The following is a 23,560-nucleotide window of genomic DNA, read 5'->3' as shown; positions in this document are numbered from 1 at the left end:
GCGGAGCTTAAGCGCTCCACTCCCAGTCGGCGAACTGCTCTCGCAGTTTCAGTTTCATGAATTTGCCGGTAGAGGTTTTCGGGATTTCCTCGACAAAGGCCACGTCGTTGGGAATCCACCAGTTGGCAAATTTTCCCTTCAGGTGATCCTTCAGTTGGTCGCTGCTGACCTCCGTGCCCGGCTTGCGAACGACAACAGCTAGCGGGCGCTCCATCCATTTGGGGTGGCTGACAGCAATCACCACCGCCTCGGCGACATCCGGGTGGGCCATCAATTCATTCTCCAGATCCACAGAACTGATCCACTCCCCACCTGACTTGATTAGATCCTTGGTGCGGTCGGAAATCTGTACGTAGCCTAGCGGCGTGAGCGTGGCGACATCGCCGGTGCAGAACCAGCCGTCTTCAGTGAAGCTGTCAGCGGCGTCGGGGCGATTGTAGTAGCTGCCGGTGATCCAGGGGCCACGGGCTTGCAGTTCGCCGACGGTTTCACCGTCCCAGTCGGCGATTGCTCCGTCCTCGCAGCGCACCCGCAGCTCCACCAGTGGCAGGGGAATGCCCGCACGGGCGCGGTAGCGTTTCTGTTCGTTGTCATCGAGCTCATCGATTTCCGGCCGCAGGCTGGTGACACTGGCGATGGGCGAGGTTTCTGTCATGCCCCAGACGGTTTGCAGGGTCATGCCGAGGCTGCGGAAATTCTCGATCAGCGATGACGGCGTTGCCGAGCCACCGACAAACAGGCGCAGACTTTCCTTCAGTTTCCAGCGGCTGGGTTCTTTGGTGAGGGATTCGTAAACCCGCATCCAGATAGTCGGCACGCCGGCGGTGAAATTGACACCGGTTTCCGTGTAGAGATCGAGCAGGCTTTCGGCGTCGAGGTGGGGGCCGGGCAGCACCAGCCGGGCGCCGACCATGGCCGCGGCGTAGGGCAGGCCCCAGGCTTTGGCGTGAAACATGGGGACTACCGGGCTCACTGTGTCGCGAAAAGAAAGGTTGCCCGCATCGGGCAGGGCAAACCCCATGGCGTGCAGAACCGATGAGCGGTGGCCGTAGAGCACGCCCTTGGGCTTGCCGGTGGTGCCAGAGGTGTAACACATGCCGCAGGCCCAGTTTTCGTAAATTCTGACCGGTTCGAACGCCTCGTCGCCGCTGGCGAGAAAAGTCTCGTAATCTTCGAATTCGTGGGCTTCACCACCGTAATTCAGAACGATCACCCGCTCAAATTTGGCCTTGTCGGCGAACTGTCGGTAGAGCGGCAGCAGTATATCGTCGAGAATCAGAATCCGGTCTTCGGCATGATTGGCGATGTAGGCAATATCGTCGGGGTGCAGTCGCAGGTTCAGCGTGTGCAGCACCGCGCCGATGGCCGGTACACCGAAATAGCATTCAAGGTGGGCGTAGTGGTTCCACATTAGGGTGGCAACCCGGTCGCCGGGTTTTACGCCAGCCTTCTGCAGGGCGCTGCCTAATTGCCGGGCGCGACGGGCAATGTTGCCGTAGGTGGTGTGGTGGAGTTGCTTGGAGGGCGTGTTGGAAATGACCTCTACCGCCGCAAAAACAGAACCGCAGCGAGCGAGCAGGCTGTTCAGGGTCAACGGTTGGGTCATCATGGTGGACTGCAACATGGGACTCTCTCTATCGCTTTTATTCGAGTGATTTAGTCTGTGGCGCAGTTGATAGCGCCGCGTTCAAAGACGCTGCCTTTGGGATTGGCCAGGAAAAAGTTGTAGCTGGCGCGCGTAATGTCCGGCCCGATGGGGTCGACAAAATTGCCTTCGGGGTTGCCGCCGGGGTAGTTGTGAGTGAGCCCGTGAATAATCCAGAAATCGATCAGTGGGCAGCCGCGGGCATCTGTGTAGCGTTCGATCGTTGTCGGGTAGCTTTCAAAGCCGAACAGGCCGCCCAGGCAGGGGGAATTCTGATTGCGCACACAGGTGTCGCCCTCATTGCCTACGCCAGCGAAAAGGCTTTCATCAAAACCGATGTGGACGGTTTCTGCCGGTGTCCGTGCCACGGAGTTGTCGAGCTGGTCGTTGTCTATCCAGTCGTTGCTGCCGAGCCACTGCTGCAGGGCGTCTTCCCCCATGGCGATGGGCGCAATTTCATCGGCGGTGCCGTGAAACAGAATGACAGGCAGGCGTCGCGCCTGTGTGGCCATAGCTTGATAGGCGGCCGTGCCGGTGGTGTCGCCACAGGCCGGGTAGCCGCAACCGGCGACCACGGCGATGGCGGCGTAGAGGTCGGGGTAGGTGGCGCCCATGGTGCTTGCCATAATGCCGCCGGCGGACATGCCGCTCAGAAAAACCCGGTCTTCATCGAGATTGAGATCGCTGCGATTTAGGACAGCGCGAGTGATACCGGCGATAGTGGCCGGCTCGCCGCTGTCGCGTGACTGGTGTTCCGGCCGGAACCAGTTCCAGCAGTTGATGCCGTTGCCATCGCTGAGGTGGCCGTTGGTCTGTTCGGCAGGGTCTTCCTCGTTGTTAGGGTTCTTCTGTTCCGGATAGACCACAACAAAACCCTGCTGTTCGGCCAACTCGTTCCAGCGGGTACCAATGGCGGCCTGGGTTGCGGTCTGGTTGCAGCCGTGCAGATATACCACAAGCGGCGCATTGGCCGGCAGGGAGCTGGGCACATACAGATAGTAGTCCCGCTCCGGCAGGCCGCTTTCGGCAAAACGCAGCTGGCGGAAGCTGGCGCTGCCGGCAGCGCTTGAGCTGGTCGAGCTGCTGGAGTCGTTACAGCCGGCGAGCAGCAGGGCGGCCAGTGCGACTGTCAGGTAGCGCAGGACCTTTAGTGGATGTACAGCATTCATACGGGAACCTCCCGCGCTCAGAAGCGCCAGTCAAACTGCGCGTAAACCGTGCGAGGTTGTTCAGCAATCTCAACAAAGACACCCGAGAACAGATCGCCCTGACGAATGCCGGTCTTCTCGTCAGTCAGGTTTTCACCGATAACCTTCAGGCTCCAGCCCTGAGCCGGGTGAGCGATGCCCAGACTGGCCTTGTAGCGCTCGAAGCCCTCTTGAAGCTTGCGCTCATCCAGGTCGACGTCAAGCAACTGCTCGGAAAACTGTTCGATGGTCGCGCTGGCGGTCAGCTCAAGGCCGGTGTTAAACACAGGCAGGCGGACCAGACCGGTCAGTGTATTGTTCCACTCCGGCGCAAAGGGGAAGGACTTGCCGCTGGCGTCGCCGCAGTTCGGGTCGTCAGTACGATCCGGCGGGCACTCGTTGTCGGTAAATTTCAGGTATTCGGTTTCGTTGTAGCCAATGGTGCCGATCAGGCTGAACCAGTCGTTGACCAGCCAGTGAATATCGCCTTCGACACCCTGCGAACGCGCCTCAGCAGCGTTCTTAACTAGGGTCACGCCGATGCCGATGGTGGTGCGCTCCGGTGCACGGCTCAGCACCTGAAAGTCATCAACGTCCATCCGGAAAATTGAGAGGTTGGCGTTGAGGGTATTGTCGAACCAGCTGGTCTTGGCATTAAAACTCCACTCGGTGGTAAATTCCGGGAAGAACACCAGTTCGTCTTCAACGCCGCGGAAGGCAAAGGCATTGAAGCCGCCACCCTTGACCCCTTCAGCGCGGTGCAGAAACAGGCTGATGTTATCCGTGGGCTGCCAGTTGATCGACACCTTGTGCTGGAACTGATTGTCTTCCTGCACCCGTTTGGCTTCGAATTCCTGAATACCCGCTTGTGGCAGAACTACCGCCGGTTGTGGCTGGTTGTAGAACTGTTTCCATTCGCCGGTCTTTTTCTCTTCGCCGTTGCGCATGCCCACCTGCAAGGTCCAGTCCTGCAGGAAGTGCCATTTGAACTCGGCAAAGGCAGCCAGAGATTCTGCTTCCTGTTCAAAAGTCTGGGTGAAATCCTCAACCAGCTGGTCTTCGCCGAGGTTAGGTAGCAGGGAGTAGGCCAGTGCCGAATCACTGGAACCTGCGGCAGCAATCAATCCGAGGTAGGAGGGCAGATCAAAGATAAAACGGAAATAGCTGTCGTTGATTTCGCGATCCTGATAGAAAACCCCGGCAACAAAATCGCTGCTGCCGAGATCCGCACCAAACAGGCTGTCGAGCCCAAACAGTCCATCCAGGGTGGGCGATATCACACGAAATTCAGCGGTTTTGGTTGGCGATCTGTCGCCCCCGAGGCCGAGGGTGGCAGGCGCGGGTGTGAAGTCGGTGTCGAGACTAAGGGTCTGCTCCAGTACCGAGTGCCCGCCAACAAAAACCAGGCCCCAATCTGCAATGTCATAGTTGAGCTGCATATTGAAGGTTTTGATATTTACCTGGCGGCCGTCCTGATCGTCGAGTGAGGCCTTAAAGTTGCCTTGTTCAAAGTCCGTGTTGGGGTCATAGGCGCGCAGGAATTCGCGAACTTCTTCCGAGGCGCGAATAATTTCAAAGCCCGTGCCGAGGTCTTCCAGATCGACATCTTCCCAGCTCAGTTTTAACTGGGCACCCAGCACATCGGGGAATTCCAGCTTGATACGGTAACCGTCGCGGTCGTGCCCACGGAAATTTTCCTGGGCTTTCGGATTCACATCGTCGGTTGTATTTTCGACGAAGCCGTCACGGGTATCGGTAAAGGCAGCGAGCCGGAAATTCACCACATCGGAAATCAGTGGGCCACCAAAACTGGCTTCATAGCGTTCGCGTTCGAAGTCGCCGGTCTGCGCACTGAAGTTGCCGGTGAAGGTGTCGCTGGGGTCTGCCGTGAGCATGTGGATCAGGCCGGCCGTTGTGTTTTTGCCGAAAGTTGTTCCCTGAGGACCGCGCAAAACTTCGATGCGTTTCAGGTCGAAGGTGGCCGCCAGAAAGTAGGGGATGCGGGTGTAGGGGACGCCGTCGATCGCCAGCCCCAGCGGCGGCTCAAAGGCTTTGTTATTGTTGTTAAAGGTAAAGCCGCGGGCGCGGGGGGCGGCAAAAAAGCCCGCCTGTTCGACGGCTACGTTGGGTACGTAGAGCAGGGCTTCACGCAGGTCGGTGACACCCTGCTCAACCATAAAGTCAGCATCCATCACCGACATGGAAATAGGAACGTCCTGCACCGCTTCGTCGCGCTTTTGTGCCGACACAATGATTTCTTCTATAACGCGAGTGCGTTTGGCGCCCGCTTCCTGCCCGTGGCTGGGTGCGCCAAGCAGGCTGAGGGCCGCCGCCGTCGTTATGACTTTATAGTACTTTTTCATGCCCGTGTTCTCCTGTTGTTATAGCTCTCTGGGCGAGTGTGAAAGGGCGTGTTACTCGCCCTGGCCTACCAGGCGGCAGGCAAATGTCTGATACGTGCTGATGATTTCGTCGATCGATTTCTCGTGATGCTCTGAATACCAATTGGCGACCCGTATGCCCATCGCACCAATAGCGGCGCCGGCCAGCCAGTGATCGTAGTCCTTGGCAAAGGCGCCAAGGGTTTGACCGCGCTTGAGGATGTGCATCAGCAGATCGGTAGACTGCTCCCGGAGTTTGAGCGCGGTGATCACTTCCTCGGCGGACAGTGCATGCAACTCATGGTTTACCAGCGTCGCCAGCATGGGAAATTCGGCGTGAAAGCGAACATGGCCTGCTACATAGGCTTTGAGCTGCTCCAGTGGTTCTGGCTGGGCATCGACCACCGCCTCCTGCACCATCTTGAAGTGTTCTTCGTGACCGATATTGATGAGCTGGGCCAGCAACTGTTCCTTGGAGGCATAGTGGGCATACAGCGAGGCGGGCTTGAGGCCACAGGCCTGCGCGATGTCGCGGATTGAGGCGCCCGCGTAACCCTGTTCGGCAAACAGCCGCAGGGCCACGTTGAGTATGCCGGCCTTGGGTCCGGTCGGGGTCACGTCGGCTGGCAGAGCAGTTGTAGCGCTGGCCAGGCGGCGTACGTTATCGGCGGAAGTGATGTGCATAGGCATAATATAAGAACGATCGTTAGTATTTTTATGGTTGATATTTTTGCATTTTAGAGATAGTTTTTGCTTTGTCAACGAACGATCGTTAGGTTTTTTGATCGGAACAGAATAATGATAAAACCAGAGGGAGCTATGTCTTCGTACCGGGAAATCGAAGTCGAGGTAAAGGGGGGCGTGTTAAGCGTCGGTGTCTGGGGAGACAGCGGGCCAGTGGTTTTGTGCTCCCACGGCATTACCTCGAACCGCCAATCATTCAAATTGGTAGCAGAGGCCCTGGCGGGCCGCTGCCGCGTTATCGTGCCGGACCATCGTGGCCGCGCTCGCAGCGCTGCTATCACCGGGCCCTGGGGGATGCTGGCCCACGCCGAAGACATGGTCGCCGTGCTCGATGCGCTGTCGCTGGAAGCGGCAGACCTGATGATCGGGCATTCGATGGGTGGCTTTATAACCACGGCCACCCAGGCCAATTACTCGACACGGATCAAGCAGGTCTTGCTGGTCGATGGCGGCCTGCCGCTGTTTGATGAGGTGCCGCCGGGGGTGACGCCGGAGCAGCTGATTGAGCAAATCATCGGCCCCTCCATGCAGCGCCTGGGTATGCGGTTTGACTCCATGGACGATTACCGCGACTACTGGCGTCAGCACCCTGCCTTTGCGCGAGACGAAGACTGGCAGGCCTTTTGTGATTACCTGCCCTCTGATCTGGTCGGCGAACCGGGTGATTTGCATGCGCCGATCAACAAAGAAGCCATTATTCTCGATACCGAAAGCCAGCTGATGAGCGATGTGATTCCGCGCTCGCTGGAAAGACTCACGGTGCGGCTGAATTTCCTGCAGGCGCCGCGCGGCATAATGGACGATGAACCACTGTATTCCGACGACCGCCTGGATGAGCTGCAGGCCCGTTACCCGGCAATGTGCTGGCAGCCTGTGCCCGATGTGAATCACTACACTATTGTGATGGGGCCGAAGGGCGCCGCGGCAGTGGTTGAGCAGGCGGTCAGTCTGCTCAACCTGGATTGATTCTGGTCGGCGTGTCGCCAATCCGTTAGGCTGCTCCTTACTTTTTTGAATTCAACGAGGCTAGGGTGTTGCGCGGCGCATGTTTGATTCTGGTGCTGTTCCTCGGTGCCTGCAGCAGCACCCAGTTTGCCTACAATCGTGCGGACTGGTTTGTTCGCTGGCAGATTGAAAAGCTGGTGGATCTGTCCGCCGACCAGCAGGCTCGGCTGGAGACCCACGTCGACCAGCTGCACGACTGGCACCGCCGCCAGGAGTTACCGCGCTATCACGCCTTGATTCTGCAACTTCAATCCACGTTGAAAACCGGCGTGACCGATGCGAACTATCAGCAGCTCAATACCGAGCTAGAGCAGGTCTGGCAGCGCTTGCTGGATAAATCGCTGCGAGCGCTGGCGCGGGAAATCCCCTCCTTGAGCGATAAGCAGGCCGCTCAACTGCTGGCGTCGCTTTCCGAGAAAAACGACGAGTTCTACCGCAAATGGGTGGCCATTCCCGAAGAAGAGTTGATTGAGCGTCGGCGCGAGCGGGTGCTGGATACGCTCGCCCAGTGGGCGGGCGAGGTGACTCCGGCCCAGCGCGAGCGGGTGGAGGCCTGGGCCAGCACCGCGCCGGATGTCTATACCCTCTGGCACAGTCAGCGGCTTAAGCGGCATGCCGTTTTTGAAGCCTTGCTCGACCAGCGTAAAAACCGAGACCTGCAAGAACCGTTGCGCGCTCTGATGGTGGTGGATGAACAGGCATTGCAGCCTTGGGAGCGCCGCAGGCTGGAGGATAACCGCCGTCGGGCCAATGAACTGATGGTCTGGCTGGGGCAAAATCTCACCGCTGGGCAGCGCAGCCACTTGCTTGAAGAACTCAGTGAAATCGCCGAAGATATCCGCCAGTTGCAGTCGCAGGGCTAATATTTTCGCTCTGTGGAATTACCGTGTGCGGACCATAAAAAGATGATGCAGGCTGCTGATACCCTGAGAAATGCCCCCAATATTTTTGACCACCCCTGGATAATCCGGCTGCTGGAGCGCATCGCTTTACCGCTGTTGAAGTGGCGTGGCTGGACTCACCACGTGGATGCGCCAAGTGAGAAAAAATACGTTCTTATCGTCGCCCCCCATACCAGCAACTGGGATTTTCTGTTGATGTTTCCGGTGGGGCTGCTGCTCAAGCGCCGGGTTAAGTTCATGATCAAGCACAGTGTGTTCATCGGCCCGGTAGGCAGCGTACTGCGTTGGCTCGGTGGTATTCCGGTTGAGCGCAGCAGTCGTCATAACTTTGTGCAGCAGTTGGTCGACGAATTCGAACAGGCTGAAGAAATGGTGCTGATTATTGCGCCGGAGGGGACCCGCAGCCCGGTGCCGGAGTGGAAGCGCGGCTTCTACCATATTGCTCGCGAGGCGGGCGTACCTATTGTGCGCTGCTATCTGGATACGGGGCGCCGACGCGCGGGTATCTGGGCGCCCTTCTACCCCACCGGTCAGGTGGAAGCCGACATGAAGAAATTGCGCGCGGACTACGATCAGGTGATACCCCGCTTTCCGGAAAATTTTATCCGCAGCGACGCGCTCGAAAACCGCTGAAAAACCCTTGCGACCCGATTCTGCGGGAGTATACTCCCGCGCCACAGCCATGACGAAAGGTGCAATGGATGCCGAACAGGGGTGAAGCTTGAACAGCGATTTTCTTGCCAAAGCCAGGGCGCTGGCGGCGACTGGCCGGGAGCTTCACGCGCGCGGCTGGGTGCCGGCGACCAGCGGCAATTTCTCCATGCGCCTGAGTGACAGCAGTGTGCTGGTAACCGCATCGGGTCGTCACAAGGGGAGGCTCAACGAACAGGATTTTCTTGCGGTCGCTCTCAACGGCGAGCCGACAGATGGAGGCAAGCCCTCAGCGGAAACCCTGTTGCACACCCAGCTTTATGCGCGCTTACCTAGCGTAAACGCGGCACTGCACTGCCATACACCGGCATCCACGGTGTTGACCCTGCACCGGCCCGAGAGTGAAATACTGTTTGAAGGCTACGAGTTGCAGAAGGCTTTTGCCGGCGTGACCACCCACGAGTCGGTGTTGCGGATCCCGGTATTTGACAACACTCAGGATATCGCTGCGCTTGCGACTGAGGTTGATCGTTATTTTGATCAGCATCCCGATTGCCCGGCCTATGCGATACGGGGGCACGGCGTCTATTGCTGGGGCGATAGCCTCGACGCCTGTTGCCGCGAGCTGGAAGCCCTGGATTTTTTGTTTCAATGCGCTCTGGATAGGGAACGCCTGCGCCGTTAATGAGTTACAGGAGGAGGCACGACTTTGAGCCAGTTACATATTTATTCCGACAGTCGCCCCGGCGTAGCCCTGCAAAAAAGCAGCAGTCCGAAAGATATCGCCCGCTTGTTGGGGCTTGCCGGCGTTCGCTTTGAACAATGGCAGGCCGGTGCCGATATCGCGGCCGGTGACAGCCAGGACAAGGTGCTGGGAGCCTATGACGCGGACATCAGTCGGCTGGTAAACGAAGAGGGCTATCAGACGGTCGACGTGATCAGCATCCGCGCGGAAAACCCCGACAAAGAGGCCCTGCGTCAGAGGTTTCTGTCCGAGCACACCCACAGCGAAGACGAAGTCCGCTTCTTTGTTGAAGGCAAAGGCCTGTTCTCACTGCACATTGGGGAAAAGGTTTATGAAGTGCTGTGCGAAAAGGGCGACCTGATCAGCGTGCCCGCCAATACCCCGCACTGGTTTGATATGGGGCCGGAGCCACATCTGGTGGCCATTCGGTTTTTCAATAATCAGGAAGGCTGGGTGGCTCACTATACGGGCAGTGAGATAGCCGATCAGTTCTCGCGACTGGACAGCTGATGCCGGATTTCAAAGACGTTAACGCGGTGGTGACCGATATCGAAGGCACCACCAGCTCCATCTCCTTTGTTCACGATGTGCTGTTTCCCTATGCGGCAGAACATCTGCCAGCCTATGTACGCGCCCATGCACAGGAGCCCGCGGTCGCCGAACAACTGGAGGCGCTCAATCGCGAGGCCGGATTGCAATCGCCGACACTGGAGGCACAGATTGAGCAGCTGCTGGAGTGGATTCGCAATGACGTCAAGGCAACGCCACTGAAAACCCTGCAGGGGTATATCTGGGAGGCGGGCTACCGCAGCGGCGATTACCGGGCCCATGTTTATCCCGATGTCGCGCCGCGCCTGCGGGAGTGGAAGGAGCGGGGGTTAAGCCTTTGCGTTTATTCCTCAGGCTCGGTGTTGGCGCAGAAACTGTTTTTTGAGTTTTCCGAAGCGGGTAATTTACTGCCGCTGTTTGACGGTCACTTTGATACTACCGTGGGCGGCAAAAAAGAGGCGGAAAGCTATCGCGCTATCGCTGGCTCTGTCAGTGCCTCGCCTGAAAACACGCTGTTTCTGTCAGACGTGCAAGAAGAGCTGGACGCCGCAGCGCAGGCCGGTTTTCAGGTGTGCTTGCTGGAGCGCCCCGGCAATGCGCCGGTGGCTGCACACCGCTACCCCAGTGCGACAAGCTTCGAGGCTATCACTTTGCTCTGAGGATTGCCCATACATTGGGTCAGACTCCTTATTGTAAAGCAGTTTTGCCTAGCGTAAGGGACGTCCGCTGTTGGTAATAAGCGGACAGTCGTGGGTATCCGATTGGTATTAATTTAGTGGTTTTTTGACAGTCTCTACGCTGAGCTCCGGAGCAAGCCGAAGTGTAGCGTAGGCTTTCCCTAGCACCGCTGTGTTCGGCCTATGAGAACACAAGGTCCGCATTCTCCTCTATGCCTATATCAAGGGAATAATTATCTCTTAGCTTTCTATTTGACTCTACAAACGAATGCAAGCGTAGAGAAGTATTACTAGAATCTAAATTGACTACTTGCAATGCACTGATTGAGGGATCAGTGTCTATAGCGCCATAGGTCATGGAGCTCAGATCTAAAGTTAGCTTGCCGCTCAGATTATTCACTTTGCCTATGTCAAAATGATGATCATTGAATAATCCCTCAGATTCACAAATGACCTCGACGGTCAAATCTATTTCTGGCAACTTAATGAAAGGTATGTACTCCTCATAGTCTGGGATATCAAAGAACCCTGTTGGATTCTGAACAAATATCTTTGCATTTATAAGTATGTTCGTTTTGCATTTGGTCATGCCGTAAGATTCATTGGCCTCTTCTAAAACTTCCGGCTGCTCGATTTTTGTTGATCCTTCATACGTTGCTGATATAAGTTCATTTCCGTAAGAAAATCTATTTTCACGTCCATTCCTATGCGGTGAAAGGTTTTCCTTTGCCCATCCCAGCAAAGTGATTTCTGGCATGTAAGGTGGCGCGCCACAATGGCCGTGATCCCTTATTTTGATATTAATTGGGAGTTGCTTAGCAGTGCTCGCTTTGAATTTATGGATGGCCTCATTGAGCAAAACGTCATAACGTCGTTCTAGGTCATTAAGAACCAAGGTGGCTTCGTCATATATACTGTTGAGGTCTGTTTCTATATTTCTAAACTGGCCAAATAGTTTTTCCATCCCTTGGAGTGGGGTGTGAGGTAAAATACTGGCTCTTATCTGGTGAGGAAGGTTGTTGGGTGATGTGTAACAGCTTTTCAGCACAGAAACAGATCTAGGGATCAAATTTCCCATAACTCTCACCAAGGAATCAGGGTCAGCCTTTATTGCGAAATGCTGCAGTTGGTTTCTAACGCTATTCAAAACGTCAAATGAAGAAATCAGCTGGGTTAGCTCTCTTTTCTTAATGCCATCAATAACTTTTAAAGAGATCAATCTTTGAATAGTTTCCGTAGGGCTTATGGTTTTAGCATCATCGAAAAGGTAGTTATTTTTACCCTCGAAGAATCCCTGATAGTAAGAAAGAATGTCCTTTAAGGTGGTTTTTTCGTCAAGAATAAAAATGGGATTCTTTTGAAATAGAAGGTCTTTAAATAGTGTCTCCAATCCGTGGTGAACTTTAATGATAACCTCTTTCATCAAGTATGGATCATCCCCGCTATCGAGAAAACCCTTTAGATTTCTTAATCCACATGCTAAGGAATGTATTCCATTCTTGTAGGGTGTGATTTCCATTTCAGCCTCGACTTATCATGAGCTGGGTTGGTTGGAGCTGACCTTACCCATCGCGGTTTAGAGCATTTTTCAGATATTTATACACATTTTCAAAACGCTACTCCAGCAACCGAGCCATGTCATTTGAAGAGGCTGCTTTCGGCTACCTTATGAATCAAGTGCATGGCTATATTGTGGCTAAAAAGACGAAGCCCAAGCCCCTTCTCCCCTTGGGAGAAGGTTGGGATGAGGGAGGGCGCAGTATCGTATTAAGCGGAAGCGCTTGCCTCTGTTTTTTTGCCACTGAACAAACGGCCAAAATCATCGGCGATATAAAACAGTATCGGCACCAGAAACAGGGTTACGCCGGTGGCAAACAGAATACCAAAGCCGACTGACACCGCCATCGGGATAATAAACTGTGCCTGTATGGAGGTTTCCAACTGGATCGGCAGCAGCCCGAGGAAGGTGGTCAGCGAGGTGAGGATAACCGCGCGAAAGCGCGCCTGTCCGGCTTCTACTACGGCGACTAGTTTGTCGGTGCCGCTGGCAACCTTCTGATTGACAAAGTCCACCAGTACCAGCGAATCGTTCACCACCACACCGGCCAGAGCGAGCACGCCCACGATCGACAAAAAGCTGAACGCATTGCCGGTCAGCCAGTGGCCGATAATGGCGCCGACCACCGCAAAGGGTATGGCCGACATGATGTAAAGCGGTTGCACATAGGATTTCAACGGAATGGCCAGAGCGGCGAAAATCAGCAGCAGCACGATGACGCCGCTTTTTTTCAGCTCACGGGTATCCTGCTGTTGTTCTTCTACCTGACCGGCAAAGCGGTAGCGAATACTCGGATGATCGGCTTTCAGGGCGGGCAATATATCCGCCTGTAAGATGCGCACCACCTCGTCCGGTTCGATGGTGGCCTTGTCTATGCCGGTTTGAATATTGACGACCCGCTGCCGGTCAATCCGTTTGATGCTGGAAATACCCGAGGCATAACGGGCTTCGGCGACCTCGCTGAAGGGTACGCGCTCACCGTTGGGCAGGTTGATCCAGAGCTGCTCCAGCGTTCGCAGGGTGTTGCGTTCTTCCAGCGGCAGACGGGCATACACCCGAACCTCGTGGCGGCCGCGCTGAAAGCGCTGAATCTCGGCGCCGAAAAAGGCCTGGCGCACTTGGCGCGCGATTTCCGCCTGGCCAAGGCCAAGAAGTTCGCCGGCGGGTTTGATCTGAATGTCGACTTCCGGCGCGCCGGCACCGAAGGTGTCGCGAATATCGAAAACACCGTCGATATTCTGCAATCGGTTTTTGAGATCGCTGGCGGCCCGTTGTAGCTCGGCCAGATCGTCAGATTCCAGGGCCACGTCGAGATCGATGCCGCCGCCGGGGCCGGCCTTGGCGTCAAAGCTGAGTTCCTTGACGCCGGGCAGCGGGCCAATCGCCTCGCGCCACCACTGGGCAATGGTGACGGAGTTGATGTTTCGCTCTTCCGACGGAATAAGCGCGGCCCAGATATCGGCGCGGCTATCGGATTCGCTCAGCACTTCCAGGTCGGCAATCACGTCCCGCATGTCGCCACTCACTTCGTGGTAGCGGGCGTTTACCTCCGTCGCAGCCTGTTCAATCTTTAGCGCGTAGTTGTGGGTGAGCTGATAGGGGGCACTTGGGGGCAACCGCAGCACAATTTTGATTTCGTCAGAAGGAATGTCCGGGAAAAATACAAAGCGCACGATGCCGGCCGGAATAAAGCTGAGCACAATAAGAAAACTGCCCACAAAAACCGCCAGCGTGATGTAGCGGTAGCGAAGAAAGGTCTGCAACACGGGGCGGTAGACGCGCTGGATAAAACCCGTCAGCAGGCGATCGAAACCTTTCTGCAAGGCGGGCAACAGGCCGCGCCGCTCCTTGTGAACATCGATATGCCGCAGGTGAGTAGGCAGAATCAGTTTGGTTTCTATCAATGAGAAAAACAGGCAGGCAATTACCACGAAGGCGATGTTGGAGCCAAAGCGGCCCATGTCTGAGGTCATGGTCAGCATGGGGGTAAAGGCAATCATGGTGGTGAGGACGCCAAAAATAGTTGCCACAGACACGCGCTTGACGCCATGCACAATACTGTCGAGGCCCTGCTTTTCCCGTTCCAGATAGGTGTAGCCGCTCTCGCCGGTGACGATGGCGTCGTCCACCACAATCCCCAGCACCAGCAGAAAGCCAAACAGCGACAGTACGTTGATGGAATAGTCGAACATCGGCAGGCCCATCATCCACATGGCGCCGAGGAAGCTGAAGGGCACGCCGATCAATACCCAGAAGGCCATACTCAGGCGCAGAAAGAGGGTTAAGGCGATCAGCACCAGCAGGCCGCCCTGGGCCGCATTTTTCAGCAGCAGGTCGATGCGCCCCTTGAGTATGCGGGAGTTGTCGAACCAGGCATTGAGGGTGACGCCCTCGGGCAGTTTGGCCCGCTTGTCGGCGACGTAATTTTTGACGGCCTCGCTGATTTGCAGCGCATTCTGTGAGCCGAGGGTATAGATGGTCAGCCGGGCACCCCGCTCACCGTTGAGGCGGCTCAAAATGGGCTGTTCGCTGAAGTCGTCGCGGACATTGGCAATATCGCCCAACAGCAGGCGGGTTCCATCCGGCCGGGTCAGCAGAGGCAACTTGCGGTAATCCTCTCCGCTGTAGGCCTGACCCTGTGAGCGCAGGGTAATCGTGCCGCTATGAGTGCGCAGGTTGCCACCGGGCAGGTTGGCAGATTTGCTGCGCACGATATTCACCACCTGATCAAAGGTGAGGCCGTACTGACGCAGGGTGGCGTCTGACAGTTCAATAGCCAGTTCATAGTCGCGCACCCCGACCAGATCAATCTGGGTAATGGCTTCGGTGGCCAGCAGATCGTCGCGTACCTCTTCGGCCAGCGCCTTGAGTTCGTGTTCGCTGAGTTGACTCCCGGCAATGGTCAGATTGATGGTCTGGACCTTGGCGAGAATTTCCTCAATGACCGGTTTTTCCGCTTCCAGAGGGAAGGAGGCGATAGCGTTTATCCGCGAGGTGACGTCGTTCAAGGCGGTGGGCATATCGGAATTGGGGTACATCTGAACCAGCACGGTGCCGACATTTTCCCGTGCCTCGGAGGTCATTTCTTCGATGCCCTCCATATCCTGCAGGGCTTCCTCGATCTTGATCAGGATGCCTTCTTCCACTTCAGCGGGAGAGCTGCCAGGATAGGGTACCGTGATACGGATCATCTCGGTGGGGAAGGTGGGAAACACCTCTTTGCGCAGGTCCATCAGCGAGATCAGACCGGCGACCATAACCACCGCCATCAGCAGATTGGCGGCAACCGGGTTGCTTGCCATCCAGCCGATGGCGCCGCTGCGACGATCGTTCGAACTCATGGCGTGGCGTCCACCGCAACCGACATGCCGTCGCTCATGATATCCAGCCGGCTCAGCACCAGCCGGTCGCCCACACTCAATTCACCGCGGATAACGGCGCTGCGCGCCTCCTGGCGGAGCAGCTCTATGTTCACGCGCTCCAGCTGATTGCTGTCCTGTACCCGGTAAACGTGGCTGTTCTCAAACAGGGCGCTGGTCGGCACCCGGAACCCCTCGTCGAGGGTAATACCCTGAATCTCCGCTTCAACAAATTGGCCGATTCTCAGCGGGACGGGCAGTTCATAGGGTTTGCTGACCGAGGCCACCGCATAGGCGACTCGGGTATTCTGATCCAGCTGTTGATTCAGCCGCGCCAGGCTGGCTGTCCAGCTGCCGTTTTGTTTGTTGACCGGCTTTAACTGAATCGAGGCGTCGCCCGCCGCATGCAACAGCTCCAGCTCTTTTGGTGAAACCGGCAGGGCAATTTCCACCTCGTCGACTGCCTGCAGGCTGGCGAGCACCGTGCCGGGAGCCACGTACTGCCCCAGGGCAACCTGTTTGCCTGTCACCAGCGCTTCCACCGGCAGTTTGATTTCGGTGCGGGAAAGATCGGTGCGGGCCTTTTTGATCTGGGCTTTGGCGGCGGCGACCTGGGCCTCGGAACGGCGAATCTGGGGGTGGCGGGGGCTCTGCGTTTTAAAGCGGGTGTGGGCGTCCGCCAGGGATAGCTCGGCATCGCGCAGTGCTAGCTGGGCCTGGGCCAGCGCCAGTTCGTACTGGGTTTTATCGATCCGGGCGATGGGCGTGTCGGGGGCCAGAATGACGCCCGTGACCAGGGCCGGGTTCACCCAGATAACCCGCCCGGCAATATCGCTGGTGAGTTGCAATGAGATCTTCGCCTGTACGGTGCCGTGAGAGCGCAGTGTGATCTGGGCGCCCTGCTGTTTGAGGGTATGGACCTGCACCAGCGGCGGCTTGCTCTGCCGGGGCTTGGCATTTAAGGGCTCGCGGCTGTCTACCAGTTCTTTGGCAAGCAGCGCAGCGCCGGCGAGTATCACCAGGAAAAAGACGAGGTTAACCAGTTTTCGAAACACGATCGGAGCACATCCCAGAGCAATGTCGGTAGTTTTCGTAGTCGGGCCGTAGTGTACCGTAGCCGGTGGTGCGGTTGTATTGCCGAAAGGCAAGGTCGATGGCCGTCACTCTGACATACGCCTGTCACACGGCTGTGCTTCACTCCGTGGCTGGTTTGGTCGGGAGTGCAATGCATGGGTGATGAACTGGTGCTAACACCGGAACTGCGCCATCTGAAAAGCCTGTTGCTGTTTTCTTCGCCCTTGCTGCGCAGCCGAGTTCTGGCGGAAGTGCCTTTGCCGGGCACTGACCAGCATATGCCTTTGCAGGTACTGGAGCTGGGCAGCGAGGCGGATGATGTGCCGGTGTTGATTTTTGTCGGCGGTATTCACGGTGTTGAGCGCATTGGCAGTCAGGTGGTGCTGGCCTTTCTGGAAACCCTGATTCAGCGTCTGCAGTGGGATCACAGCCTGACCGATGGGCTGGAACATCTGCGCCTGGTGTTTCTGCCCATCGCCAACCCGGTGGGTTTGATCCGCCAGACTCGCGCCAACGGTCGTGGTGTGGACCTGATGCGCAATGCCCCGGTGGAGGCTCCGACCGGCGCCGCTTTTCTCGGTGGAGGTCATCGTCTGGGCGGCTGGCTGCCCTGGTATCGCGGTAAAAAGGGCGAGATTGAACCCGAAGCGATGGCTTTAAAGGCGCTGGTAATGGGTGAGGCGCACCGCTCACCCTGTGTGCTGGCGCTGGATGTTCATTCGGGCTTTGGTATGTATGACCGGCTCTGGTTTCCCTATGCCCGCTCCCGTGAGCCGGTGCCAACGCTGGCTGAATACTATGCCCTCTACAAACTGATGCATCGCACCTATCCCCATTTGGACTACCTGTTTGAACCCCAATCTCGCCACTACATAACCCACGGCGATTTGTGGGACTGGATGACTACCGAGGCGCAAGCGGATCAGCGGCTGTTGCTACCGTTGACCTTGGAGATGGGCTCCTGGCGCTGGGTAAAGAAAAACCCCCTGCAGTTGCGCAGCCTGCAGGGCCTGTTCAATCCGGTCAAGGCGCATCGGGTTCAACGGGTGCTGCGCCGCCACACGGTATTGATGGAATTTCTGATTCGCGCGGTGAGAGCTTACCCGGCGTGGCTGCCTTCGGAAAACGAGCGGGTATTTCGTCAGCGCGCGGCTATGCGGCGCTGGTACGAGCAGTATCCGGATGGCTGACACCTTTATTTTGCTGCGCGGGCTGGGTCGCGGCCAGCATCACTGGATGGGCTTTGCCGAGCGTCTTGCGGCGGCCTGCCCGGAAGCTCGGGTGGTGTGTCTGGATCTGCCGGGCAACGGCGAACGCTGGGCTGAAACCAGCCCCCTGTCACTGGAAGAAACCGCGCTTGGGTTGCACCGCGAGTGCCAGAGGCGCGATCTGCAGCCACCTTTTAGAGTCATCGGTTTGTCGATGGGGGGCATGGTGGGCCTGGCCTGGCTTGGCTTGCAGCCCAAGGCGATTGCGGAGCTGGTGATGATCAATAGCAGTCTGGCCAGCGTCAGCCCCTTTTATCAGCGCATGTTGCCGCGCGCTTTTCTGCGGCTGCTGCCGGGGCTGTTCAATCCGGTGTGGCGCGAGCGCGCCGTGTTGGCGGTGACCTGTAACCTTCGGCGCAGAGACGTCGCGATGCTCAGTGAGTGGCAAGCGATTGCCCGGAAGCAGCCGGTAAGCCGCCGCAATCTGTTGCGCCAGCTTGTGGCGGCCGCCCGCTTTCAGCCCGCAGCGCCGCTGCCGGGGGCAAACATCCGTCTGATCGCTTCACACGCCGACCGCTTGGTGGATGTGCGCTGCAGTGAGACGCTCGCGGCCCGGTGGCAATTACCCCTTGCCCTGCACGATCACGCCGGGCATGACCTGCCGGTGGAAGACCCGGACTGGTTGATTCATTCCCTGCTGGAACCGCGTGGGCTTATGTAAATTCTTCGCAGATATTCAGCGAGCTCTATGCAAGCCTTGAGGCGTCTGTTCGCAGCTTGATGTGCGACAGGCTTCAATGGACAGGGAGAGCGTCATGAGTGTTGAAAGTCTGCTGGTGTTTTTACTGATTGGCGGTATTGCCGGTTGGCTCGCGGGCCTGTTGATAAAAGGCGGTGGCTACGGGATTCTCGGCAATAGTGTGATTGGTATTGTCGGCGCGGTGGTGGGCGGCAGCGTGTTCAACGCCCTGGGTATATACGCTGGCGGCATCATTGGTTCGATTGTTACCGCCACTGTGGGCGCTATCCTGCTGCTGTTTCTGGTTCGTTTGATCAAGCGTATGTAACGTTCAGCGTTGCACCCAACCGCCGCACACCGGGAATACCTGACCCACAAAATGATTCGCGGCATCGCTGCAGAGAAACGCGGCAAACGCGGCATCCTCCTCAGCCCCGACCAGTCGACCGAGCGGTACCTCGCGTTTCAGGCGCTCCTGAAAGCGTGGATTCTCCTGAACGCTCGCCGGGAAATAGGTCGGGTTGTCGACAAAGTTCTGGGCAATGGCATTCACCTGAATATTCTGCCCGGCCACTTCCACCCCCAATGCCTGCACGTAAGCCAATTGCGCGCCGCGCGCGGCGCTATAAGTTGAAGCCCGCTTCATGCCGCGCAGCGCCGAGGCGCTGCCCATGACCAGTATCTTGCCGTGGCCGCGCTGCTGCATCTGCGGCAATACCGCGCGGCAGAGCCTCGGCAGCGGATCGACAAGGCAGGCGAAAACCTCACGCCACTCGTCCTCGCCGACGTCGACAGCCGGAGTGGACGGGGCGGGCAAAGCAAGATTTACCACCAGCACATCAATATCTCCACACTGAGCGACCAGCTTGGCCGGCTCCTCCGGAAGCAGTAGATCGTCGGTATTGGCAACGACGTCCGCGCCTTGCGCGCGCAGGGTCTGGTGCAGGGCCGGGCCCATAAAACGGTCGGCGTGAGTCAGAAGAATTCTTTTTTTATCAAGGGCTTGATGCATGTGTCTCTCCTGTCTGAGTGGCGATAGAGTAAGGCCGGGAGGGCGTTGATGCAATTTGGCCGGGTGCGAGTCGTCAGCTGAACTGCGGAGACTACTGATTTCGCTCGGCACATGAATTTCCTACAGTGTACAAAATGCTACTGGGTAAGGAATGCCGTTGTCGGATTCAGCGTTACGTCAAATGCTTCGCGGGGAGACGCGGTTACCTGTCATGCCGACGGTAGCCACGCGCCTGTTGGAGATTCAGGAAAAGCCCGACGCCAGCCTGACTGAACTGTCCGACGTCATTTCTCTGGACGTGTACCTGGCAAGTACCCTGCTTCGCTATGCCAATTCCGCTGCCTATAATCTGGTCAATAAAGTAGAGACAGTTGAGCGCGCTGCAGTGGTGATGGGGTTTAACACCGTGCGCGATGTTTCCCTGTCGCTGAGTCTTACCAAAGCCCTGGCCGGGCAGCCGGGGGCCCACCTTGATTACAATATTTTCTGGCAGCGCAGTCTGTTGGCAGCAGAGGCAGCACGCGTGCTCGGTAAGGCGGTCAAGGAAAAGGCGCTTGATGAATTATTTCTCGCGGCGCTGTTGCAGGATCTCGGACTGCTGGCGCTGGACCGCGTGCGCCCTGATCTGTATGCCAAGCTTGGCGATGGCGGACAACTGCAGCATCGAACTTTGGTTGAGACTGAGCAGCAAGCTCTGAAATTTGACCACGCCAAGTTCGGTGGCGCATTGCTGCAGGAATGGGGCATGCACGAACGCACGGTGAAGGCGGTACTGGAAAGCCACAGTGACCACGCTGAAGGCGAGGATATGTTTGCCGCCTGCGTGGCTACCTCCGGCTTTATTGCGGATTTCTTTTTATCCGGCGGCGGGGATGAGGCTTACGCGAAGGTCGGTCGTGAGCTTTATCGCGTTTTCAGCATTCGCGACTCTCAATGTATGCAAATACTGCTGCAGGTCGATCAGGCGGTACACAGCAATCAGGATCTTTATGCCGAAGTGGTTAACTCGGCGGGGGAGATAGAAGTTTTCGGGAAAATCGCCGGCGAGCCTGAACTCGGTGAGCCCGCTGCGGTAATCAACGAAGACTTTGCCTCGCTAGGTCAGCAGCGGCTGCTGGAAGATAATCTCGACAACGAAGGCGTAATGAGCCCGGCGGCCTTCGAGAACAGTTTGAAGAATTCCTTTCGCATGTTACGCGGCCAACCCACCAGCGTGGCTATGGTGTCTATCAATAATCTGCACGAGTTGCGGGAGCTTTACGGCGATAAAGTCATCAGGCTGCTGCTGAAAGTTGTTAGCCGGAAAATTCTTGAATGTATCCGGGTTGAAGATTTCACTACCCGCTACGGCGACACCTTTGCCATTATCCTTCTGGGCGCCCGGGCGAAGGATGCGGTGCGGGTGGTAGAGCGCATTGTGAATCTGTTTGAAGATGCGCGTTATACCGTTGCCGATGGTAATCGGGTCGCGCTGAAGTTATGTGCCGGTGTTGCCGGCAGCTCAGAGGATATTAATTTCGATAGTGAGCAGTATTTGATGAACGGCGCTGCGCTGGCTCTGCAAGGTGCTCGCAAGCAGGGCGATTACGTTGTTCGAGAAGAGCTGCCTGAGCGCCGTCTGAAGGAACTGGTTTAAAAGGGTTTAGCCCAGCTTCTCCCGTGCCAGGGCAACCCGATCTTCCGCCCGTGCTGGAATATTGTCCATCGCTTCAACAGCGCGCAGGTTAAACAGCAGGCCACGTCCTGTGGCTAGCTGAACGTTCAGGCCCGGCCGGGCATTCAATTCCAGCACCAGCGGCCCCTTGCTGCGATCAATGACGATGTCCACCCCGATATAGTTCAAGCCCACCAGCTCTGAGCAGCGTGCCGCCAGCGTCATAATGGTTTCCCAGTAGGGCAGTTGCAGACCGTCGATGGGTTGCAGGGTGTCCGGGTGCACCTTGGTCATATCGTTGGCGCGTACGCCGCTTCGGGTAACTCCGGTGCCAATATCAATGCCCACACCGATCGCGCCCTGATGCAGGTTGGCTTTGCCATCGGAGTCCCGGGTCGGTAGCCGCAGCATCGAAGCGACAGGCATACCGCGAAACACAATCACCCGAATATCCGGCACACCCTGATAGCTGATACTGTCGAAAAACGGATCGCTTTCCACCCGGTATTCGATGATGGCCGTGTCCGGCACGCCACCCAGCGAGTACATGCCGCTGAGAATATTGGAGGTGTGGCGCTGGATTTGCTGACCACTGACGATGGCACCACTGGCTTTGGTGAAGTGGCTGCCAATGCGATTGCCAATCACGAGCACCCCGTTGCCACCGCTGCCATTGTTGGGTTTGATCACGAAGCTGTTGTAGTGCTTGAGCGTGTCGAGCATTGTGTGCACGTCGTGCTCAATCTCCACCGTGGAGTATAGCTCGGGCACCGCGATGCCATTGTCAATCGCAAGTTTTTTTGTGCGCAGTTTGTCGTCAACCAGCGGAAAGTGTTTGCGCGGATTGTAGGGCATGATGAATTCGGCATTGCGCTGATTGATGCCAACGATGCCGCGTTCTCGTAATCTTCGCGCCCAGCTGATCATGATTTTGACTCCGGCGGTTCAAACTTCAGCGCTGCGCGGAAGCGCCAGAGTTCGGTGAGTCGGTAACCGGTGTAGCGGCCGAACAGCAGGGTAACCGCGAGCATGCACAGCAGCAGTTCCGGGAATACGAAAAACAGATGACTCAGGGTGGCATTAGTCATCAACAGGTAGCCGAGGATCGCAGTGAACAGACTGCCTGCGCCTTCTTTGAGTGCGTCACCAGCCCCCAGTTCTTCCCAGACGATGGACATGCGTTCGATAGTCATTGCCATGATAACGATCGGGAACAGGGCTACCGACATGGCGCGGGTGCCGCCAAACTGATGCGTTAGAATGCTGATCAGGATCATCATGATGACGACAATGATCAGCACTGAAGCGAGCCTGGGCACCAGCAACAACATCAATCGGTCAAGGTAAAAACGAATCGACAGGCCTACGGCGATCATCACGCTGAACAGGATAATCCCCCATACCAACTGGGTTTCGCGAAAGGCCATGGCGATAAGAACGGGCATGAAAGTACCGAAGGTGCGGATACCCACCACATTGCGCAGTATTACAACCAGCAGAGCGCCCAGCGGCACCATCATCAGGATACGGTAGACATTCTGGGTTTCCAGCGGCAGATTGAACAGCGAAGCATCGACCAGTGATGAGCCCAGCCGCTCAGCGCGCTTGCGGGCGATATCGACAATTTCCCGGTAATTGCGCGCGGCTGAAAACACCACTTCGGCGGCACCGGAGCCGTCAACCCAGACCAGTGGCCCTTCGCCGATACGCCATACCAGAAAGTTTTCGGGCAAGCCGGGTTGTCCGGTCAGGGGGTTGAAAGACAGCCAGCGTTTGCCGTTGTGAACCTGCAGCCAGGGTTTTAGCTGGGCATTGTTGATCGACTCGTTGAGCTCAAGCCCATAGAGTATTCGGTTGGGAATACGCGCGCCTTTCAGAACCTCACTGATTTCATAGACCCAGGCTTCGTCGTTGTTTGCCCGCCCGCGCAACAGTTCGACGTTTTCGTTGGGTTTGTCGGCATTGAGTTGAGTTAACAGTTCGCGGGTATAGGTGGCAATGTCGGCGGATTCAAGGCGAACGTCGTCGAGAATGGCCTTGATAGCAGAATTGTAGGGTTCGGGATAAAAGGGCGCCTGGGGAAAGGGCGGTGTAGAACCGGCCAGTTCATTGCTGTTCTGGTCGCGGGCAATACTGATACGGTAGTACAGGGTTTGCGGACCGTTGGCGCGCCTTACTGCCCAGTTGGCCCAGCGGTTTTCGCGGTTATCTTCTGTGGCCAGCCCGTAATTGCCGGAAATAAAGTCTTCGTCCAGCGTCACAAAGCCGGGGGTCTGATGCGGTACGGCAAATTGCACCTTGGTGGGCTTGCCGGAACCTTTGAACGAGATGCGAGCCTGAACCGTCCAGACTTCTTCATCCTGTCCTGGTTGCAGCGGCAGGCCGAACACGTTGACTTTGTAGATGCAAAGGCCAAGCCCTAGGGCAAACAGCACAGCGGCCACTACTCGTAACTTTAAATCTCGCATCA

20 protein-coding genes are annotated in these 23,560 nt (G+C 56.9%); 10 read left to right on the top strand and 10 right to left on the bottom strand.

Translation table 11 applies throughout. From position 1 onward, the window contains the following. Window positions 1-7 precede the first annotated feature (7 nt). From ABY734_RS08370 to ABY734_RS08355, 4 genes are read right to left on the bottom strand one after another with little or no spacing between them, the layout of a single operon-like run. Complete coding sequence (locus tag ABY734_RS08370) at window positions 8-1,624, bottom strand: long-chain fatty acid--CoA ligase (RefSeq protein ID WP_372778529.1); 1,617 nt, start codon at window positions 1,622-1,624, stop codon at window positions 8-10. A gap of 32 nt (window positions 1,625-1,656) precedes the next feature. Next, window positions 1,657-2,814 carry a PHB depolymerase family esterase gene (locus ABY734_RS08365; protein ID WP_372778528.1) on the bottom strand — a complete coding sequence of 386 codons (1,158 nt, stop codon included), beginning with the start codon at window positions 2,812-2,814 and terminating at the stop codon, window positions 1,657-1,659. Window positions 2,815-2,831: 17 nt separating this feature from the next. Then, on the bottom strand, window positions 2,832-5,195 hold the full coding sequence (locus ABY734_RS08360; RefSeq protein WP_372778527.1) for a TonB-dependent receptor: 2,364 nt from the start codon (window positions 5,193-5,195) through the stop codon (window positions 2,832-2,834). A 51-nt stretch (window positions 5,196-5,246) separates the two neighbouring features. Next, window positions 5,247-5,903, bottom strand: coding sequence for a TetR/AcrR family transcriptional regulator (locus ABY734_RS08355; protein ID WP_372778526.1), 657 nt, complete (start codon window positions 5,901-5,903; stop codon window positions 5,247-5,249). A gap of 129 nt (window positions 5,904-6,032) precedes the next feature. Here ABY734_RS08355 and ABY734_RS08350 point away from each other — a divergent pair, with 129 nt between their 5' ends. From ABY734_RS08350 to mtnC, 6 genes are all read left to right on the top strand, one after another. Next, entirely contained in the window at window positions 6,033-6,923 is an 891-nt protein-coding gene (locus ABY734_RS08350) for an alpha/beta fold hydrolase (RefSeq protein WP_372778525.1), read from the top strand. Window positions 6,924-6,988: 65 nt separating this feature from the next. Beyond that, window positions 6,989-7,825, top strand: coding sequence for a DUF6279 family lipoprotein (locus ABY734_RS08345; protein ID WP_372778524.1), 837 nt, complete (start codon window positions 6,989-6,991; stop codon window positions 7,823-7,825). A 42-nt stretch (window positions 7,826-7,867) separates the two neighbouring features. Then, window positions 7,868-8,497, top strand: coding sequence for a lysophospholipid acyltransferase family protein (locus ABY734_RS08340; RefSeq protein ID WP_372778523.1), 630 nt, complete (start codon window positions 7,868-7,870; stop codon window positions 8,495-8,497). 88 nt (window positions 8,498-8,585) lie between these two features. After that, on the top strand, window positions 8,586-9,200 hold the full coding sequence (locus ABY734_RS08335; protein WP_372778522.1) for a methylthioribulose 1-phosphate dehydratase: 615 nt from the start codon (window positions 8,586-8,588) through the stop codon (window positions 9,198-9,200). 24 nt (window positions 9,201-9,224) lie between these two features. Further along, window positions 9,225-9,770, top strand: a complete 546-nt coding sequence (locus ABY734_RS08330; RefSeq protein ID WP_372778521.1) for an acireductone dioxygenase — start codon at window positions 9,225-9,227, stop codon at window positions 9,768-9,770. Next, the gene (gene mtnC / locus ABY734_RS08325; RefSeq protein WP_372778520.1) at window positions 9,770-10,468 is read left to right on the top strand and encodes an acireductone synthase; all 699 of its coding nucleotides are present in this window, start codon (window positions 9,770-9,772) and stop codon (window positions 10,466-10,468) included. Before ABY734_RS08330 ends, mtnC begins: the two co-directional genes overlap by 1 nt. A gap of 199 nt (window positions 10,469-10,667) precedes the next feature. Here the strand turns inward: mtnC and ABY734_RS08320 are convergent, their stop codons facing one another. The 3 genes from ABY734_RS08320 to ABY734_RS08310 all read right to left on the bottom strand — a co-directional run bounded on the left by ABY734_RS08320 (window position 10,668) and on the right by ABY734_RS08310 (window position 16,458). Next, window positions 10,668-12,005 (bottom strand): hypothetical protein, encoded by a 1,338-nt coding sequence (locus ABY734_RS08320; RefSeq protein ID WP_372778518.1) that lies wholly within the window; start codon window positions 12,003-12,005, stop codon window positions 10,668-10,670. A gap of 248 nt (window positions 12,006-12,253) precedes the next feature. Then, entirely contained in the window at window positions 12,254-15,385 is a 3,132-nt protein-coding gene (locus ABY734_RS08315) for an efflux RND transporter permease subunit (protein WP_372778517.1), read from the bottom strand. Further along, the gene (locus ABY734_RS08310) at window positions 15,382-16,458 is read right to left on the bottom strand and encodes an efflux RND transporter periplasmic adaptor subunit (protein ID WP_372778515.1); all 1,077 of its coding nucleotides are present in this window, start codon (window positions 16,456-16,458) and stop codon (window positions 15,382-15,384) included. The genes ABY734_RS08315 and ABY734_RS08310 overlap by 4 nt, the downstream gene beginning before the upstream one ends. A gap of 174 nt (window positions 16,459-16,632) precedes the next feature. On the opposite strand from ABY734_RS08310, the gene ABY734_RS08305 reads away from it, so the two are divergent. The 3 genes from ABY734_RS08305 (at window position 16,633) to ABY734_RS08295 (ending at window position 18,752) form a co-directional block, all read left to right on the top strand. Next, a complete protein-coding gene (locus ABY734_RS08305; protein WP_372778514.1) occupies window positions 16,633-17,667 on the top strand; it encodes a M14 family zinc carboxypeptidase in 1,035 nt (344 codons plus the stop codon). Next, window positions 17,660-18,406: an alpha/beta fold hydrolase gene (locus ABY734_RS08300; protein WP_372778513.1), complete on the top strand. Its 747-nt coding sequence runs from the start codon at window positions 17,660-17,662 to the stop codon at window positions 18,404-18,406. The genes ABY734_RS08305 and ABY734_RS08300 overlap by 8 nt, the downstream gene beginning before the upstream one ends. Window positions 18,407-18,500: 94 nt before the next feature. Then, a complete protein-coding gene (locus tag ABY734_RS08295; protein WP_372778512.1) occupies window positions 18,501-18,752 on the top strand; it encodes a GlsB/YeaQ/YmgE family stress response membrane protein in 252 nt (83 codons plus the stop codon). A 3-nt stretch (window positions 18,753-18,755) separates the two neighbouring features. Here ABY734_RS08295 and ABY734_RS08290 read toward each other — a convergent pair whose 3' ends face one another. Then, window positions 18,756-19,436 (bottom strand): SDR family oxidoreductase, encoded by a 681-nt coding sequence (locus ABY734_RS08290; RefSeq protein ID WP_372778510.1) that lies wholly within the window; start codon window positions 19,434-19,436, stop codon window positions 18,756-18,758. Between the two features lie 211 nt (window positions 19,437-19,647). On the opposite strand from ABY734_RS08290, the gene ABY734_RS08285 reads away from it, so the two are divergent. Next, window positions 19,648-21,072 (top strand): HDOD domain-containing protein, encoded by a 1,425-nt coding sequence (locus tag ABY734_RS08285; protein ID WP_372778508.1) that lies wholly within the window; start codon window positions 19,648-19,650, stop codon window positions 21,070-21,072. A gap of 6 nt (window positions 21,073-21,078) precedes the next feature. Here ABY734_RS08285 and ABY734_RS08280 read toward each other — a convergent pair whose 3' ends face one another. Both ABY734_RS08280 and ABY734_RS08275 read right to left on the bottom strand, forming a co-directional pair. Then, complete coding sequence (locus ABY734_RS08280; protein WP_372778506.1) at window positions 21,079-22,017, bottom strand: alpha-L-glutamate ligase-like protein; 939 nt, start codon at window positions 22,015-22,017, stop codon at window positions 21,079-21,081. Continuing rightward, complete coding sequence (locus ABY734_RS08275; RefSeq protein ID WP_372778505.1) at window positions 22,014-23,558, bottom strand: inactive transglutaminase family protein; 1,545 nt, start codon at window positions 23,556-23,558, stop codon at window positions 22,014-22,016. The genes ABY734_RS08280 and ABY734_RS08275 overlap by 4 nt, the downstream gene beginning before the upstream one ends. Between the last annotated feature and the right edge of the window lie 2 nt (window positions 23,559-23,560).

The sequence above is a fragment of the Litorivivens sp. genome, from assembly GCF_041624475.1.
Taxonomy (GTDB): Bacteria; Pseudomonadota; Gammaproteobacteria; order Pseudomonadales; family Spongiibacteraceae; genus Litorivivens.
This window is presented reverse-complemented; position numbering and strand designations above follow the sequence as displayed.

Bases quoted from the DNA above. Each gene is read 5' to 3' on its own strand.
- ABY734_RS08370 (WP_372778529.1), bottom strand. From the start codon at position 1,624: ATGTTGCAGTCCACCATGATGACCCAACCGTTGACCCTGAACAGCCTG.
- ABY734_RS08365 (WP_372778528.1), bottom strand. From the start codon at position 2,814: ATGAATGCTGTACATCCACTAAAGGTCCTGCGCTACCTGACAGTCGCA.
- ABY734_RS08360 (WP_372778527.1), bottom strand. From the start codon at position 5,195: ATGAAAAAGTACTATAAAGTCATAACGACGGCGGCGGCCCTCAGCCTG.
- ABY734_RS08355 (WP_372778526.1), bottom strand. From the start codon at position 5,903: ATGCCTATGCACATCACTTCCGCCGATAACGTACGCCGCCTGGCCAGC.
- ABY734_RS08350 (WP_372778525.1), top strand. From the start codon at position 6,033: ATGTCTTCGTACCGGGAAATCGAAGTCGAGGTAAAGGGGGGCGTGTTA.
- ABY734_RS08340 (WP_372778523.1), top strand. From the start codon at position 7,868: ATGATGCAGGCTGCTGATACCCTGAGAAATGCCCCCAATATTTTTGAC.
- mtnC (WP_372778520.1), top strand. From the start codon at position 9,770: ATGCCGGATTTCAAAGACGTTAACGCGGTGGTGACCGATATCGAAGGC.
- ABY734_RS08320 (WP_372778518.1), bottom strand. From the start codon at position 12,005: ATGGAAATCACACCCTACAAGAATGGAATACATTCCTTAGCATGTGGA.
- ABY734_RS08315 (WP_372778517.1), bottom strand. From the start codon at position 15,385: ATGAGTTCGAACGATCGTCGCAGCGGCGCCATCGGCTGGATGGCAAGC.
- ABY734_RS08305 (WP_372778514.1), top strand. From the start codon at position 16,633: ATGGGTGATGAACTGGTGCTAACACCGGAACTGCGCCATCTGAAAAGC.
- ABY734_RS08300 (WP_372778513.1), top strand. From the start codon at position 17,660: ATGGCTGACACCTTTATTTTGCTGCGCGGGCTGGGTCGCGGCCAGCAT.
- ABY734_RS08295 (WP_372778512.1), top strand. From the start codon at position 18,501: ATGAGTGTTGAAAGTCTGCTGGTGTTTTTACTGATTGGCGGTATTGCC.
- ABY734_RS08290 (WP_372778510.1), bottom strand. From the start codon at position 19,436: ATGCATCAAGCCCTTGATAAAAAAAGAATTCTTCTGACTCACGCCGAC.
- ABY734_RS08285 (WP_372778508.1), top strand. From the start codon at position 19,648: ATGCCGACGGTAGCCACGCGCCTGTTGGAGATTCAGGAAAAGCCCGAC.
- ABY734_RS08280 (WP_372778506.1), bottom strand. From the start codon at position 22,017: ATGATCAGCTGGGCGCGAAGATTACGAGAACGCGGCATCGTTGGCATC.
- ABY734_RS08275 (WP_372778505.1), bottom strand. From the start codon at position 23,558: ATGCGAGATTTAAAGTTACGAGTAGTGGCCGCTGTGCTGTTTGCCCTA.